Source organism: Amycolatopsis sp. NPDC104775 (assembly GCF_055583325.1).
The window spans coordinates 22,767-37,640 of sequence record NZ_JBVJOE010000005.1; the positions used below are offsets into that span (position 1 = coordinate 22,767).

Genomic DNA, 14,874 nt, shown 5'->3' on the forward strand with positions numbered 1-14,874 from the left:
GTGCGGTAAGCGCTCGCTTAGTCTTTCTGGAGAACTGATGCCCGAAGCCGTCATCGTCGCCACCGCCCGCTCGCCGATCGGCCGAGCGGGCAAGGGCTCTCTCGCGAAGCTGCGGCCGGACGACTTGACCGTCCAGATGGTGCGGGCGGCGCTGGCGCAGGTTCCCGAGCTCGATCCGGCGGATGTCGAAGATCTGATTCTCGGCTGTGGACAGCCCGCCGGAGAATCCGGGTTCAACCTCGCGCGGGTCGTGGCGGTGCTCGCCGGACTCGACGCGGTGCCCGGCACGACGGTCAACCGTTACTGCTCGTCGAGCCTGCAAAGCACCCGGATGGCGATGCACGCCATCAAGGCGGGAGAAGGCAACGTCTTCATCTCCGCAGGAGTGGAGACGGTTAGCCGGTATGAACGGGGTAACGCGGATGGCTTGCCGGACACCGAAAATCCGATTTTCGCCAGTGCCAAGAAACGTACGGCCGAGGCCGCCGAAGGCGGGAAGACGTGGTCCGATCCACGGGCCGAGGGCGCGTTGCCGGACGTGTACGTCGCGATGGGGCAGACTGCGGAGAACGTCGCTCAGCTCACCGGCGTCACCCGGGAAGAGCAGGACGAGTTCGCCGTGCGGTCGCAGAACCGCGCCGAGAGAGCCATCGCGGACGGCTTCTGGGCGCGCGACATCACGCCGGTCACGTTGCCGGACGGTACAGCGGTGACCAAAGACGACGGCCCGCGCGCGGGCGTGACTTTGGAGCGGGTGGCCGCACTGGAGCCCGTCTTCCGTCCTGGCGGAACGGTGACCGCGGGGAATTGCTGTCCGCTCAACGACGGCGCGGCGGCGATCGTGGTCATGTCGGACACGAAGGCGAAGGAACTGGGGCTCACGCCGCTGGCGCGGATCGTCAGCACCGGGGTCAGCGGCCTGTCCCCGGAAATCATGGGCCTCGGCCCGGTCGAGGCGTCCCAACAGGCCCTCGGCCGGGCCGGTCTCACCATCGGCGACATCGACCTGGTGGAGATCAACGAAGCGTTCGCCGCGCAGGTGATCCCGTCCGCACGGCAGCTCGGCGTCGACGAGGATCGGCTCAACGCCAACGGCGGCGCGATCGCGGTGGGCCACCCGTTCGGCATGACTGGCGCGCGGATCACGAGCACGCTGATCAATTCGCTGCGGTGGCACGACAAGCAGTTCGGCCTGGAGACCATGTGCGTCGGCGGCGGACAGGGCATGGCGATGGTGCTGGAGCGGCTGTCGTGAGCAGGTTCGAAGGGAAGACCGCGATCGTCACCGGCGCGAGCCGCGGGATCGGGCTGGCCGTTGCCGAGCGGCTGGTCGCCGACGGCGCGAAGGTCGTCATCACCGGACGCAAGCCCGAGCCGCTGGCCGAGGCCGTCGAGCGGCTCGGCGGCGCGGAGCACGCACTGGGCGTGGCGGGGCACGCCGCCGACGTCGAGCATCAGGCCGACACGGTCAAGCAGGCGATCGACACGTTCGGCGGGGCCGATCTGCTGGTCAACAACACCGGGATCAACCCGGTCTACAGCCCGCTGGTCGACCTGGACCTGGCCGTCGCGCGCAAGATCTTCGAGGTGAACTGTCTCGCGGCGACGTCGTGGGTGCAGCAAGCGCACCGGGCGTGGATGGGTGCGCACGGCGGCGCGATCGTCAACATCTGCTCCGTCGGCGGGATCCGGCCTGCTCCCGGCATCGGTTTTTACGGGGCCAGCAAAGCGATGCTGGCCTATCTCACGCAGGAACTGGCACTCGAGCTGGGGCCGGACATCCGCGTGAACGCGGTCGCACCCGCGGTCGTGAAGACGCGGTTCGCCGCGAAGCTGTACGAAGGCCGCGAGCAGGACGCGGCCGCGCAGTATCCGTTGAAGCGCCTTGGCGTGCCTGACGATGTCGGCAGCGTGGTGGCGTTTCTGCTGTCCGAGGACTCCGCGTGGATGACCGGGCAGCAGTTGGTCGTCGACGGCGGCGTGACCCTGACCGGAGGTTCCTGATGACCATTGCGGAATTGAGGCGACGGGTCGCGGATTTCCTTGCCGTGCACGATCCGGCGACGACCGAGCCGCTGGACTTCCTGCGCGCCCGTTACGACGCGGGGCTGGCCTGGGTGCAGTTTCCCGAGGGGCACGGCGGGCTGGGCCTGCCTCCGGAATGGCAGCTGGAGGTCGACGAGGCGTTCGACAGCGCGGGCGCGCCGGACAACAACCGGCACGCCAACGGCATCGGCCTCGGCATGGCGGCGCCGACCATCCTGGCCTTCGGCACCGAGGACCAGAAGCGGCGCTTCCTCCGTCCACTGTGGACCGGTGAAGAGATCTGGTGCCAGCTGTTCAGCGAGCCCGGCGCCGGTTCCGACCTCGCGGCGGTGGCGACGCGAGCGGTGCGCGACGGCGACGGCTGGGTCGTGAACGGGCAGAAGGTGTGGACGTCCGGCGCGCATCTCGCCCGATTCGCGATCCTGGTCGCCCGGACCGACCCCGACGTTCCCAAACATCGCGGGCTCACGTACTTCCTGTGCGATCTGACCGATCCCGGGGTCGAGGTCCGGCCGTTGCGGCAGATCACCGGGGAAGCCGAATTCAACGAGGTCTTCCTCAGCGACGTGCGCATTCCGGACAGCCATCGCCTCGGCGACGTCGGCCAGGGCTGGGCGGTGGCGACCGCGACGCTGAACAACGAACGAGTGGCTATCGGCGGCAAAGCCGCGCCTCGCGAGGGCGGCATGATCGGCGTGGTCGCGCGGACGTGGCGCGAGCATCCCGAGCGCCGCACGCCGGAGCTGCACGACCGGCTTCTGCGGCTGTGGGTGGATGCCGAGGTCGCGCGGATGAGCGGCACGCGTGTCCGGCAGAAGCTCGCGAAGGGCACGCTCGGTCCCGAAGGCGCGGCGATGAAGATCGGTTTCGCGCGGCTGAACCAGCGATTGTCGGGACTGGAACTGGAAATCCTCGGCGAGGACGGCCTGCGCTACGACGACTGGACGATGGTCCGCCCGACCCGGGTCGACTTCACCGCCCGCAACGCGGGTTTCCGCTACCTGCGCGCCAAAGGCAACTCCATCGAAGGCGGCACCACCGAGATCCTGCGCAATATCGTCGCGGAGCGGGTGCTCGGGCTGCCGCCGGAACATCGCGTCGACAAGGACGTGCCCTGGAAGGAACTCAAGAAATGAGCGAACTCGACCTGCTGTACACCGAGGTCGAGGACGACCTCCGGGCGAGCGTCCGGGATGTGCTCGCCGACCGGTGCGACCCGAACGCGGTCACCGCGCTCTACGACGGCGACCGGTCGCTGGTCGGCGCGCTGTGGCCGGTCCTCGCCGCCGATCTGGGGCTGGCCGGTCTGCTGGTGCCGGAGGAACGCGGCGGTGCCGGTGCCTCGGCGCGCGAGGCGGCGGTGGTGCTGGAGGAACTCGGCCGCGCTGTCGCCCCGGTGCCGTTCCTGACCAGTGCTGTCGTCGCCACCACGGTCCTGCTCGGCACAGCCGGTGATCTGCTTTCCGAGCTGGCGTCGGGAGCGCGGACGGCTGCGCTCGCCGTGCCGCTTTCCGCGGCCCCGGACGATCCGCTCCCGGCGGTGCGCTTCGCTGGCGGGCGGTTGAGTGGCACCGTGACCAGCGTGGCCGGGGCGATCGAGGCCGACGTGCTGCTCGTGCCCGCGGAGACTCCCGACGGCATTTCCGTTTTCGCAGTCACCGCCGCCGATACAGGCCGGACGCCGGTCGTCTCGTTCGACATGACGCGCCAGCTCGCGGACGTCAGCCTGGACGGCGTCGTCGGAACTCAGGTCGTCGCCGACGCCGGTCCAGCCGTGCGGAGGGCACTGCGCGCCGGCGCGGCGTTGCTGGCGTCGGAGCAGGCCGGGCTCGCACGCTGGTGCTTGGAGGAGACTGTCGGGTATCTCAAGCAGCGGAGGCAGTTCGGCCGCATCGTCGGCGGCTTCCAGGCGCTCAAGCACCGTCTCGCCGACGTAGCAGTTGGCGTCGATTCAGCCACCTCCGCGGCGCGGTACGCGGCAGCCGCGCTGGCCGCCGACGATCCTGATGTCGAAATCGCGACTGCGGTCGCGCAAGCCTTTTGCAGCGACTTCGCGGTGACGGCGGCGGAAGAGGCCATCCAGTTGCACGGCGGTATCGGGATGACCTGGGAACATCCCGCGCATTTGTACCTCAAACGCGCGAAAGCAGATCAGATCGCGTTCGGCGCCGCGGGCCGCCACCGGGCCCGTTTGTCCGGCCTGATCGGCTTGCCCGGGCCGCAGTGAGCCAGCGGAGACGGAGCCCCGGACGGGGCTCCGTCTCGTGGATCAGGAAACCGGCCCCTCACGGACGATCAGCAGTTCGTCGACTGATTCCACGGCGGGCTCGACGAACTCCAGGAACACCGAGAAGAAGTCCCGCGGCTCGATGACGCCCTCCGGCGCGTGCACGCCGGGCTCGGCGATGCGGCCCTGCCGAAGCAGTTCGAGTCCGACGGCCAGCGCCGCACCGGTGCCGCCGCCCATTTTTCCCGGCGGCATCGAGGAAGGCTCGACCGAGATCGCGAGCGGTTCGCCGGCGCGCTCGCCGCAAGCCATGGCCCACACCTGGTGCAGCGGATCGCGGGTGCGCGGCGCGCCTTCGGGCGGGTCCGGCATGTCCTCCAGCCTGCTGGCGCCCTCGGCGAGGCTCACCCGGCCCGCGTCGTAGTCCGCCGCGACGGAACGGGCGTGGTCGAAGACCCAGGCCGGACCGGAAGTGAGGTTGGTCGAGTTGACGACCGTCGGGAAGTACCGCGGCAGCGTGATCGCCTCCGGATGCCCCACGGTGTAAGCCCGCACCTGGCCCTTTCCGGGGTAAAGCAACTCGACGGGAGCGAGGGGTTCGATGTCTTTCTCGGCGCCGTCGCGGTAGGCGCGGATCGAGCCGCTGATCTGGATCAGCCAGTGTTCGACCGCGGCACCGGCTCCGCCCGCCGCCGGGTACGCGGGCTCGTCCTCCAGCACCGCGCCCCGCATCGACCAGCCGGTGAAGATCTCGGTGACCTTGTCGAGCCGGTCGGCGGCCAACGCCGCGGCGAGGTTGGAGACGCCAGGGCTGCCGCCGATGCCTTTCACGACGCGCAGGCCCTTTTCCCGTGCCTTGGCGTCGAACTCGAACGCTTCGGCGGTGGACTCCCAGTCGTCGTCGATGTCCAGGTAGTCGCAGCCGCATTCGACGGCGGCCTCCACGATCGGCCGGGCGAACTTCGAGAACGGGCCCATGGTGTTGAGGACGACGTCGCAGTCCGCGAACGCCTCGCGCAGCGCCGCCGGGTCGGTGGCGTCCAGGCGCACCGCGGTGCACGGCCCGCCCACCTCGTCGGCCACCTGCCGGGCACGCGCCAGGTCGATGTCGGCGATCAGCAGCTCGCGGGCCGAGCCGAGCTTAGCGATGCCGCGCACGGCCCAGCGGCCCATCGCGCCGGCGCCGCCGACGATGATCACGGTGCCAAGCGGCGGGTTCTGGTCAGCCATGGGTGCTCCTCCGAATGTGGTTGCGGTTCGCCAACTGGTCGGCTCGATCGAGTACGCGGTCTGCGAGCCAGCCCAGGCGCAGCGTCACCGGGTTGACGATCCCCGGAGCGAACCGCGGCGACTCGCGCCAGACGAGGGCGAGATCGTCGTGCGTGCCCTTGTCGCAGAGCCGGTCGGCGAGCAGGGAGCCGAGGTACGGCGCTTGCGGGAGCCCGTGCCCGTTGCAGGCCAGGGAATAGTGCACGCGGGGGCTCGCTTGTCCCACGACGGCCATATTGGACGGCGTGAGCCCGATCCAGCCGCCCCAGGCGCGAGCTGGTGCGACGTCGGCCAAAGTGGGGAAGCGTTCCCGGAAGCCGCGCATCAAATCGTCGACCACTGCCTGGTCGGGCATCCGGTCTGCGCGCGCTCGGCGGGCTGTCTGCAGGTTGCGGGTGGTGAAGACGATCGTGCCGCGGTTCGTGACCCGGAAGCTCTGCATCACGAAGTGGTTCGTCGTGATGGGAAAGCGGCTTGTCCACCCCGCCTCGTCCAGCTGCCCGGCGGACACCGGCGCGGTCTCGACGGCTGTGACCCACACCGGGGTGCTGAGGTTTCGCGGCGTGATCGGCAGCTGGTTGGCGAACGCGTTGGCGGTCAGGATCGCTTGGCTGGCGCGGATTCTCCCGCCGGGAACCTCGATCCGGACGGCGTCGCCGGTGTCGGCGACGTCGGTGGCCGGGCTCTGCTCGAACACCCGGACGTTCGATGCACGAACCGCCTCGCGGACGCCGAGGGCGAGCTGTCCCGGGTTGAGAGCGCCGCCGACTTTGATGTGCATGCCGCCGGGAAACGCCGGGGGAATGCCCAGCTGCCGGGCGTCGCCCACCACTGAGCGGCGGCCCGGCTTGGCGTGCGCGGCCATCTTGCGAAACGCGGCGACAGTCGGTGCGGCGGCGACGTTGCCGGTCGGCTGGTAGCCGCACTCGATCCCGTGGCCGTGGATGAGTTCCTCGGTGAAACTCACGGCGTTGGTGGCGAATCGGTACAAGCCGCGCACGCGGTCGCCGTAGAAGGTTTTCAGGATGCGGGGGTCGCTGCCCAGCGTCGGCGTGAGGTACCCGGCGTTGCGCGAGCTGGCGCCCCACCCGCAGAGATCTGCTTCGACGAGCACGACGTCCCGGCCGAGTTCGGCGAGCCGGAGCGCGGCAGCCATCCCGCCGAGCCCGCCGCCGATGACCGCGACGTCGCACTCCGTCTCGCCGGACAAAGCCGGTTCGAGGGTATCCGGCCGGTCGGCCCAGCCGGTGCCCGAGAGATAGGCGACGTCCGCGCTGTCCATTGTGGTCGCTCGATTCACGTGCTCAGCCGCCGAGAACTTCGGTGACGACCTCGTACACCTGCGCGCCGGGCGCGGGCGGCTCGGGCGCGAACCGCGCGAGATCGGTGAAGAAGACCTCCGGGTCGATCGCGCCCTCCGGGCCGTGCACACCCGGCTTGGCGACCTGGCCGCGCGCCGACATGAGCGCGGCGACAGCCAGCGGAATGCCGGTCATCTCGCCCATGTTCCCCTCCGGCTGCACCAGCGCCTGCGCGCCGACTCGCACGCGGGACCCGTCCTTGACGCCCTCGGCGACGGCGAAGATGTTGCTGGGCAGGCTCGGCGCCGGTCCGGCGGCCTTGCCGCTGAGGTTGGGCTGCCGCAGCAGTTCGTCGGATGCCTGGCGGACGTTCAGCTCCCCGGAACGGACGCGCCCGGCGATGCGAATGATCCCGTCCATCAGGCCCCGGCGCGCGCTCATCACGTTGAGGGACTCCCGCACCTCGGGCCGGACTCGCGGCAGGGTCAGCGGTTCGGGGTGGCCGCACACCCAAACCTGGTCCTCGCCCCAGCCTGGGTACGCGAGCGTCAGCTCCTCAAGCGCATGCGCGTCTACGCGGCCGCCGTCGCGCCAGATCTTGATCGGCTCGGTGCAGTTGTGCACCCAGTGCTCGATGGCGGCGGTCGCCTCCGGGAATTCCTGTCCGGCGGTGGGGCGGGGGAAATGCGCGGCGGAGGCCCGCCAGGACGTGTAGACCCGCTCGACGGTGTCGCATTCGGACATCGCCAGCACGGCGAGCAGGTTGCTCGTGCCGGGACTGGCCCCCATGCCGATGACCGCCGTGACACCCGCCGCGCGGGCGGCGTCGTCCAGTTCGAGCATCTCCAGGGTGGGTTCCCAGTCGTCGCAGATGTCGAGGTAGTCGGTGCCGGCGGCGATGGCGCTGCTGAGCACCTCGCGGCCGAACCGGTAGAACGGGCCCGCGCAGTTGAGCACGAGGTCGACGTCGGAAAGCGCTTTCGCCAGTGCCTCGGAATCCGAGATGTCGAGCGCGAGCGCGGTCGCTTTCGGCCCGAGCTTGCCTGCGAGCCTGGCTGCCTTTTCCTCGTCTCGGTCGGCGACGACCACACCGGCGATCTCGGCGGCGTCAGCGAGCACGCCGCACGCGTACGCGCCCATCTCACCGGCACCGCCGGTCACCAGCACGCGCTTCGGGGTGTGCGCGGAAACTGTCGAAGTCATGGCCGCATCCTCGTGGCGCAACGGACGGGTGGGCGGACGCCAGGGAGGCAGTGTGCCCGGCTGGGGGAGTGGCTATGCCGGTCAGAACCGGCATAGCCACTCACGAGCTAGAAGGTCACCACGCCGCGGATCAGCTTGCCCGCGAGAAGGTCGTCGTAGCCCTGGTTGACCTCTTCGAGCCGGTACTCCCGGGTGACCAGTTCGTCCAGCCTGAGCTTGCCCGTCTGGTAGAGCCCGAGCAGCCGCGGGACGTCGCTCTGCGGGTTGAACTGGCCGAAAATGCAGCCCTTGACGGTCTTCTGGAACATCGCCAGCTGAGCGGCGGGGAGCTGGATGCTCAGGTCGTCCCACGGCCCCATGGCGGTGATCGCGATGGTGCCGCCCTTGCCGACGACGGTGAACGCGGCCGTGACGACCTCCGGGCTCACGTCGCCGACGATCACCATGGCCGACTCGGCACCTTGGCCGTGGGTCATCTCCCACACCGCTTCCAGCGCTTGGTCCGCGTCCGCGAACGCGTGCGTCGCGCCCAGCTTGAGCGCGGTGTCCCGCTTGAACTCGACGGGATCCACCACCACGACGTACTTCGCCCCGGCCGCGGCGGCGCCTTGGACCGCGTTCACGCCGACGCCGCCCGCGCCGTAGATCACCGTCGTGTCGCCCGGGCGCACGCCCGCCACGTTGACCGCCGTGCCCCAGCCGGTCGGGACACCGCAGGAGGTGAGCACCGTGCGATCGAGCGGGAGGGCCTCGTCGACTTTGATCACGGAATGCTGGGAAAGCGTGCCGTACTGCGAAAAACTGCCGACCGAGCACATGCCGCCCGCGTCCTCGCCGTTCAGCTTGAACCGGAAGGTGCCGTCCGGGAGCTGCCCGTCGAGCAGGTTTTCCCCGAGATCGCATAGATTCTGCTTGCCGCTGCGGCACCATCGGCATTCGCCGCAGCTCGGGATGAAACTCGCCAGCACGTGATCGCCGGGCTTGACCTTGGTGACGCCCGCGCCGACTTCCTCGACGACGCCCGCGCCCTCATGGCCGCCGACAATCGGCAGCCGGGACGGGAAATCGCCCTTGAGCAGGTGCAGATCGGAGTGGCACAGGCCCGCGGCGGCGTAGCGGACGAGGACCTCGCCCTCCTTCGGGCCGGCCAGGTCGAGTTCGACGATCTCGAAGGGTTTGCCGACCTCGGTCAGCACCGCGGCAGTTGTCTTCATCGCGCTTCCTCGGATTGCTCGTTCGCTGGTGACGGAACGGCGAACCTAAGGCCGGGCCGGCCGGTCTCCGCCTCGGGCGGGCAGGCAGTGCCCGGGTGGGGGAACCGGGAAGCGGACCCGCCCGGTGCGGCGGGTCCGCTTCCGAAGGCGGGAGTCAGGAACGGGCGACCTTCGTGGAGGCGAAGAACCCGAGGTCGCCCAGCCCGGCCTTTTCGGCCTCGCCGAGGTTTTCCACGGCCGCGGCGAGCAGCCGGGCCTTGTGTCCGGCCGCCCGCATGGCCCCGAGCGTGGCGCGGCACCCTTCGGCGTAGACGCCGAGCGTGGCGGTCTCGGTCTCGTGCTGGCCGCTGGCGATGGCGCCCACGCCTTCCTTGCCGGTAGTGGCGAGAGCCTGGAACGCCAGTTCGCTGATCGCGTTCAGCGTCTCCGGCTCGACCCCTTGGTCGAGTGCGTAAGTGGACGCTTCGACGTACGCGCTCAGTGCGGCGGAATAGAACCCGCCGATGATCGCGGTGTCGAGAACGCTCGCCGCTTTCACGTTGTCGGAGACGAACGTCGAGTACGGTCCAGGCGCCATCAGGGTTTGCTCGTGCTCGGCCCACGCCTCGGCGGAACCCGAGTAGAGGACCATGCCTTCCTTGGTGCCGACCTGCTGCGGGTAGCAGAGCACCGCGCCGTCGAGGTACCGGATGCCGCGTTCCTCGGCCCACGCATGCATTTCCGCCGCTTCGGCGGGCGTGCCGGTGCCGACGTTGACCAGGGTGGTTTCCGTCCAGTCGGGAGCGGCGGCGATCGCTTCGCGGGTCGTCGCGTAGGTCGACGTGACGGCCAGGACGAGCTTCGCCGAGCGCACCGCTTCGTCTACATTGGACAGCGGGTGGACGCCGTCGCCCGCGAGAGCCTCGGCCTTGGCCGGGGTGCGGTTCCACGCGGCGGTCCGGTGGCCGTTGGCGGCGAAGTTGCGGGCGAGGGCGGATCCCAGCAGCCCGCAGCCGAGCACGGCCACGTCGTAGGTCTTCGTCGGTGAAGTAACGTCAGTCATGGATTCTCCGCGTTCTTTCGGTGTGGCGGGTCAGGCCGAGCGGGGACCGAGGCGTACGGGCAGCGTTTGGCGCTGGTTGGCGAAGAACGACGCGGTGAACGGCGCGTCGCCGGCGATCTCCATCCGCGGGTAGCGGTTGAGCGTCTCGGCGACCATCAGCCGCAGTTCGAGCCGGGCGAGCGCGTTGCCGAGGCAGAAATGCCGCCCGCCCGCCCCGAACGCCTGGTGCTGGGGGTTGCGGGTGACGTCGAACCGGTCGGGGTCCTCGTATTTGTCCTCGTCGCGGTTCGCCGAGGGGTACCACATGACGACGGAGTCGCCTTCTTTGATCTTCGCGTCCCCGATCTCGACGTCCTTCGTCGCCGTGCGGCGCATCAGCGAGAACGCCGGGTACATCCGCAGAGCCTCTTCGACCACGCTCGGCACCAGAGACGGGTCGTCGAGCACCTTCTGGCGCTCCCCGGGGTTCTCCATCAACGCGATCATCGCGCTCACGTAAGTCGCCATCGTGCTGTCGTTGCCCGCGGCGAACAGCAGCAGCATGCCCGCGACGATCTCGTCGTCGGAAAGCTTGTCGCCTTCGACCTCGGCCTGGACCAGGATGCTGATCAGATCGTCGCCCGGGTTGGCCTTGCGGTCTTCGACCAGCACCGCGCACTGCTCGATCAGGTCGGGGATGAAGACGGTGAGCCATTCCTCGAGCCCGCCGGGGTTGAAATGCGGGTCGTCGAGGGCGATGTAGCGGCTGATGTTGTGGATCCAGCGGGCGTCGTCCTCTTCGGGGATGCCCATGAACCCGTGGATGACGCGCGCGACGATCGGCTTCGAGACGTCGTTGACCAGGTCGCAGGTCTCCTTGCCCTCGAGGCGGTCGAGCACGTTCCCGACCGCCTCGACGACCCGGCCCTCTTCGGCGGCGATGCGCTCCTGGGTGAAGCCGGCGAGGAAAAGCTGCTTGAGCCGGTCGTGCCGGGGCGGATCGAGGTTGATCATGTCCATTTTGGACAGTTCCTGGAGGTCCTCCGGCATGCCCTCCCAGGTGAGGTCGACCGCTCCGGCGCGGTGCGAGGAGAACGTCTTCCAGTCGCGGCTGACCCGCGCCACGTCCTCGGCTTTGGTGATCGACCAGAAGCCGGGCGCCCCGGGCATCCCGGCGATGCCCGCCGAATGGTGCACCGGGCACTTGCCGCGCAGCTCGGCGAAAACCTCGTGCGGCGGGCCTGAGGCCCACAGCTGTGCGTCCGCGACCGTGAAGCCGGGGTCGTCGATCGTGCTCATCGTTCCTCCGGAGTGACGTAGCTAACCGTTGGTGCGGGGAACGTAGGTCGCCGGGGACCGCCGGACCGGCGGGGCGTCCGGGATCGGCCCGGTTGGGGGAGGGTGGTCAGGCTTTCTCGCCGTCCCAAGCCGCTTCGGTGATTCCGCGGGCGCGCACTTCGTCCTTGTTGACGCGCTGGGTCGGCGTCTTCGGCAGGCTTTCGACAACCTCGATGAAGCGGGGCACGGCGTGCTTGGGCAAGTCGGCAGCGAGAAAATCGCGCAACGCCACCGGGTCGACGCGGCTCGCGTCCTGTGCGACGACCAGGAGCGCGACATCCTCTTCGCCGAGATCCGACGGGACACCGATCGCGGCCGCCTCGCGCACGTCCTCGTGCTTGTTCGCCGCGCATTCGACTTCCCAAGCAGAGACGTTTTCGCCGCGGCGGCGGATCGAGTCCTTCAATCGTCCGACGTAGTAGAGGAAACCGTCTTCGTCCGCGCGCATCCGGTCGCCGGTGTGGAACCACAGGTTCCGCCACGCCGCGACTGTCGCCTCGGGCTTGTTCCAGTAACCGGCCATGACGGTGTGCGGCTCGCGGGGCCGCAGGATCAGTTCGCCGACCTCCCCGCACGGCACCGGCCGGTCCTGGTCGTCGACCAGCCGGGTCTCCAGTTCGGGTGTCGGCCGCCCGACCGAGCCGATCCGGTGGTGCTCCGGGGTGTTCTGGGCGATGCACAGCGCCTCGGTCATGCCGTACATCTCGATCAGCCGGACGCCGAACCGTTTCTCGAAACCGCGCTGCAACGCTGCCGGGGCGCCGCCGCCGGTACCGATGACGGCCGGGTGATCGCGGTCGGATGCGCTGGGCTCCGCGGAATTCAGCATCGAGAGCATGGTGCCGAGATACGCGAAGTACGACGCGTCGGCGGCACGTACTTCGTCCCAGAACCGGCTTACGCTGAATCGCTTCCCGAGCGCGAGCCGTCCGCCGGTGAGCAGGGCCGCGAGGACGTACGACCGGGCGTCGGAGTGGAACAACGGCTCGGGCGTGTAGGCCGTTTGCCCCGCGCGCATCCCTAGGCCCGCCGCGCCGCGTCGTGCCCAGGTGATCTGGTAGGCGTGCGGAAGCAGCACTCCTTTGGACGGACCGGTGGTGCCGGAGGTGTAGATCATCGTCGCGACGTCGCTTTCGAGCGGCGCCTCGACGGCCCCGTCGCGTCCCAGCTCCATCAGCTCCGCGAAAGTCAAGTGCCGGGTGCCTGGACCGAACGGCAGTTCTCCGTCGTCGGGGTCGATCAGCACGGCGAATTCAGGGTGCTCCGGAACGGCTTCGGCCACTGCGCGCAGGTACGCGGGAAGCCCGATCGCGACCCGCGGCCCGCAGTCCCGGACCAGGTACTCCAGGAACGCGCCGCGGGCTTCCGGATTGATCGGGACGTCGATCATCCGCGCGCAGTCCACCCCCAGCCACGCGACCACGGTCTCGAGCCGGTTGTCCGAAACGATCAGCCCCCGGTCGCCGCGGTCGAGACCGAGCGCCCGCAGTCCGGCGGCGATCGCCTTGACCTGGCCGAACAGCTCCGCGCGCGAGCACTCCTCGCCGTCGGCCAGCAGGACGGGAGCGTCCGGAGCCTGCTCGGCCTGCTCTTTCAGCACGGCGAAAACGGTGGCTTCACCCACGATGGTGTCCTTCCCGGCGGTAGCGATCGGTGGCCTGGAAGGCAGCAAACCCCGCGCCTCGCGCGCGAGGACAGGCCGCGGCCCAAGCGGCACCCGGGTGGGGGAGCCATCCCCCGGCCGGGCGCACTGCGTCCCCGGCCGGGCCGCTCCCGCCCGCGCCGTCCGCATGATCGCCCGGTGCAGAGGGAAGAGCAGTGCGAAATCGTTGTCATCGGCGCCGGTGCGGCCGGCTTGGTCGCCGGATCGACGCTGGCGGAATCAGCCGACGTCGTCGTGCTGGAAGCGGCGACGAGGCCCGGCGGTCGCGTCGAATCCGTCCGGCACGGGGACTACTGGCTCAACGTCGGCACCCAGTTCACCGAAGGCGACGGTCCGCTGTTCGAAGTCCTCGACCGCTACCGGATCGAACGGGGTTCGCTCGCCGGGCGGAAGGCGGCGCTCTACCTCAAAGGCCGGATGGTGTCCACCGACAGCCCGCCGTTGCTCCTGCTGCGTTCTCGCATGCCGCTGGCCGCGAAGGCGGAGCTGGCGCGGGTCGGCCTGCGCATCAAGTACGCGTACGCCCGGCTCTTCGGGAAGAACGCCAAGGCCGCCCGTGCGACTCGAGCCCGCCTCGAAGCCCAGTCCGGCGCGGAGGCGCTGATGGCGGGCGTCCGGTCGCGCGAGATGACCGCGCTTTTCGCCGCGTGGTCCGGTCAGTGGATCGGCTGCGATCCGCAGGAGACCGCGGCGACACAGCTCGCCGTCTCCATCGGAACCGCGCTGGAGAAGGCCGCGAAGGTGCCGAACTTCGCACTGCCGGTCGGCGGGAACCAGACATTCACCGACGCGCTCGCGAACGACCTCGGCGACCGGCTGCGGCTCGGCTCCGCGGTGGAGCGGCTCACCTGGACTGACCACGGGGTGACCGTCGAGTACGCCGACGAGCACGGTCCGGCGCGGCTGACGGCGAAGCGTGCCATCGTCGCCACCCCGGCCGATTGTGCACTCAAATTCATGTCCGACCTTCCCGACGCCCACCGCTCGGCGTTGTCCGACATCGAATACGGCCGATACGTCCTCGCCGGTGTTTTCACGAAGGAGCAGGGCGCGCAGCGATGGGACGACTACTACGGCATCTCGACGCCGGAACTGTCTTTCCAGATGGTGTTCAACCACGCGGCGCCGCAGCGCGCCGAAGGCCCGCGCAAACCGGGCGGCGCGCTGGTTCTGCTCTCCGGCGGATCCTCGGCGGACGCGCTGTGCCAGCTGTCCGACGAAGGGATCGAAGACGTGTTCCTCCGCGACCTGATCGGGATGTTTCCGGAACTCGACGGCGAAATCGACCGCGTGGTGGTCAAACGGCAGCCGCGGGTGGTCTCCTACTGGCGGCCGGGCAAGCGGGACGCGTCGCAGAAAACCCTGCGCACTCCGGTCGGCCCGATCTGGTTCGCGGGCGACTACCTCGGCGATCCCTCGCTGGCCGCCGCAGCGGCTTCGGGACAGCGGGCGGCGCGAAAGGTCTTGCGGAGCCTGGAATCCTGACCGGACCGGGGGGGGGGGGGGGGGGGGGGGGGGGGGGGGGGGGGGGGGGGTGCGGGGGGGGGGGGGGGGGGGTGGAGTTCCTCCAGCGAGATCCACCGGCCTTCGCC

General features: G+C 69.7%; 12 protein-coding genes. 5 read left to right on the forward strand and 7 right to left on the reverse strand.

Going from position 1 to position 14,874, the window contains the following annotated elements; translation table 11 throughout:
* Nucleotides 1-37: 37 nt before the first annotated feature.
* Genes ACZ63D_RS22690 through ACZ63D_RS22705 form a run of 4 tightly spaced genes read left to right on the forward strand, consistent with a single transcriptional unit; the run spans nucleotide 38 to nucleotide 4,273 of the window.
* The gene (locus ACZ63D_RS22690) at nucleotides 38-1,255 is read left to right on the forward strand and encodes an acetyl-CoA C-acetyltransferase (RefSeq protein WP_465356335.1); all 1,218 of its coding nucleotides are present in this window, start codon (nucleotides 38-40) and stop codon (nucleotides 1,253-1,255) included.
* Entirely contained in the window at nucleotides 1,252-2,004 is a 753-nt protein-coding gene (locus ACZ63D_RS22695) for an SDR family oxidoreductase (protein WP_465356336.1), read from the forward strand. The genes ACZ63D_RS22690 and ACZ63D_RS22695 overlap by 4 nt, the downstream gene beginning before the upstream one ends.
* Complete coding sequence (locus ACZ63D_RS22700) at nucleotides 2,004-3,182, forward strand: acyl-CoA dehydrogenase family protein (protein ID WP_465356337.1); 1,179 nt, start codon at nucleotides 2,004-2,006, stop codon at nucleotides 3,180-3,182. The genes ACZ63D_RS22695 and ACZ63D_RS22700 overlap by 1 nt, the downstream gene beginning before the upstream one ends.
* Complete coding sequence (locus ACZ63D_RS22705) at nucleotides 3,179-4,273, forward strand: acyl-CoA dehydrogenase family protein (protein ID WP_465356338.1); 1,095 nt, start codon at nucleotides 3,179-3,181, stop codon at nucleotides 4,271-4,273. The genes ACZ63D_RS22700 and ACZ63D_RS22705 overlap by 4 nt, the downstream gene beginning before the upstream one ends.
* A 42-nt stretch (nucleotides 4,274-4,315) precedes the next feature.
* Here ACZ63D_RS22705 and ACZ63D_RS22710 read toward each other — a convergent pair whose 3' ends face one another.
* The 7 genes from ACZ63D_RS22710 to ACZ63D_RS22740 all read right to left on the reverse strand — a co-directional run bounded on the left by ACZ63D_RS22710 (nucleotide 4,316) and on the right by ACZ63D_RS22740 (nucleotide 13,243).
* Nucleotides 4,316-5,503: a saccharopine dehydrogenase family protein gene (locus ACZ63D_RS22710; protein ID WP_465356339.1), complete on the reverse strand. Its 1,188-nt coding sequence runs from the start codon at nucleotides 5,501-5,503 to the stop codon at nucleotides 4,316-4,318.
* Nucleotides 5,496-6,824 (reverse strand): NAD(P)/FAD-dependent oxidoreductase, encoded by a 1,329-nt coding sequence (locus ACZ63D_RS22715; protein ID WP_465356340.1) that lies wholly within the window; start codon nucleotides 6,822-6,824, stop codon nucleotides 5,496-5,498. Before ACZ63D_RS22715 ends, ACZ63D_RS22710 begins: the two co-directional genes overlap by 8 nt.
* 22 nt (nucleotides 6,825-6,846) lie before the next feature.
* A complete protein-coding gene (locus ACZ63D_RS22720) occupies nucleotides 6,847-8,046 on the reverse strand; it encodes a saccharopine dehydrogenase family protein (RefSeq protein WP_465356341.1) in 1,200 nt (399 codons plus the stop codon).
* A 107-nt stretch (nucleotides 8,047-8,153) separates the two neighbouring features.
* Nucleotides 8,154-9,260, reverse strand: a complete 1,107-nt coding sequence (locus ACZ63D_RS22725; protein ID WP_465356342.1) for an NDMA-dependent alcohol dehydrogenase — start codon at nucleotides 9,258-9,260, stop codon at nucleotides 8,154-8,156.
* A 154-nt stretch (nucleotides 9,261-9,414) separates the two neighbouring features.
* Nucleotides 9,415-10,302: an NAD(P)-dependent oxidoreductase gene (locus ACZ63D_RS22730; protein WP_465356343.1), complete on the reverse strand. Its 888-nt coding sequence runs from the start codon at nucleotides 10,300-10,302 to the stop codon at nucleotides 9,415-9,417.
* Nucleotides 10,303-10,332: 30 nt separating this feature from the next.
* Nucleotides 10,333-11,580, reverse strand: coding sequence for a cytochrome P450 (locus ACZ63D_RS22735; protein WP_465356344.1), 1,248 nt, complete (start codon nucleotides 11,578-11,580; stop codon nucleotides 10,333-10,335).
* Nucleotides 11,581-11,686: 106 nt separating this feature from the next.
* The gene (locus ACZ63D_RS22740; RefSeq protein WP_465356345.1) at nucleotides 11,687-13,243 is read right to left on the reverse strand and encodes an AMP-binding protein; all 1,557 of its coding nucleotides are present in this window, start codon (nucleotides 13,241-13,243) and stop codon (nucleotides 11,687-11,689) included.
* 177 nt (nucleotides 13,244-13,420) lie between these two features.
* On the opposite strand from ACZ63D_RS22740, the gene ACZ63D_RS22745 reads away from it, so the two are divergent.
* Entirely contained in the window at nucleotides 13,421-14,767 is a 1,347-nt protein-coding gene (locus tag ACZ63D_RS22745; RefSeq protein ID WP_465356346.1) for a flavin monoamine oxidase family protein, read from the forward strand.
* The last annotated feature ends 107 nt before the right edge of the window (nucleotides 14,768-14,874 follow it).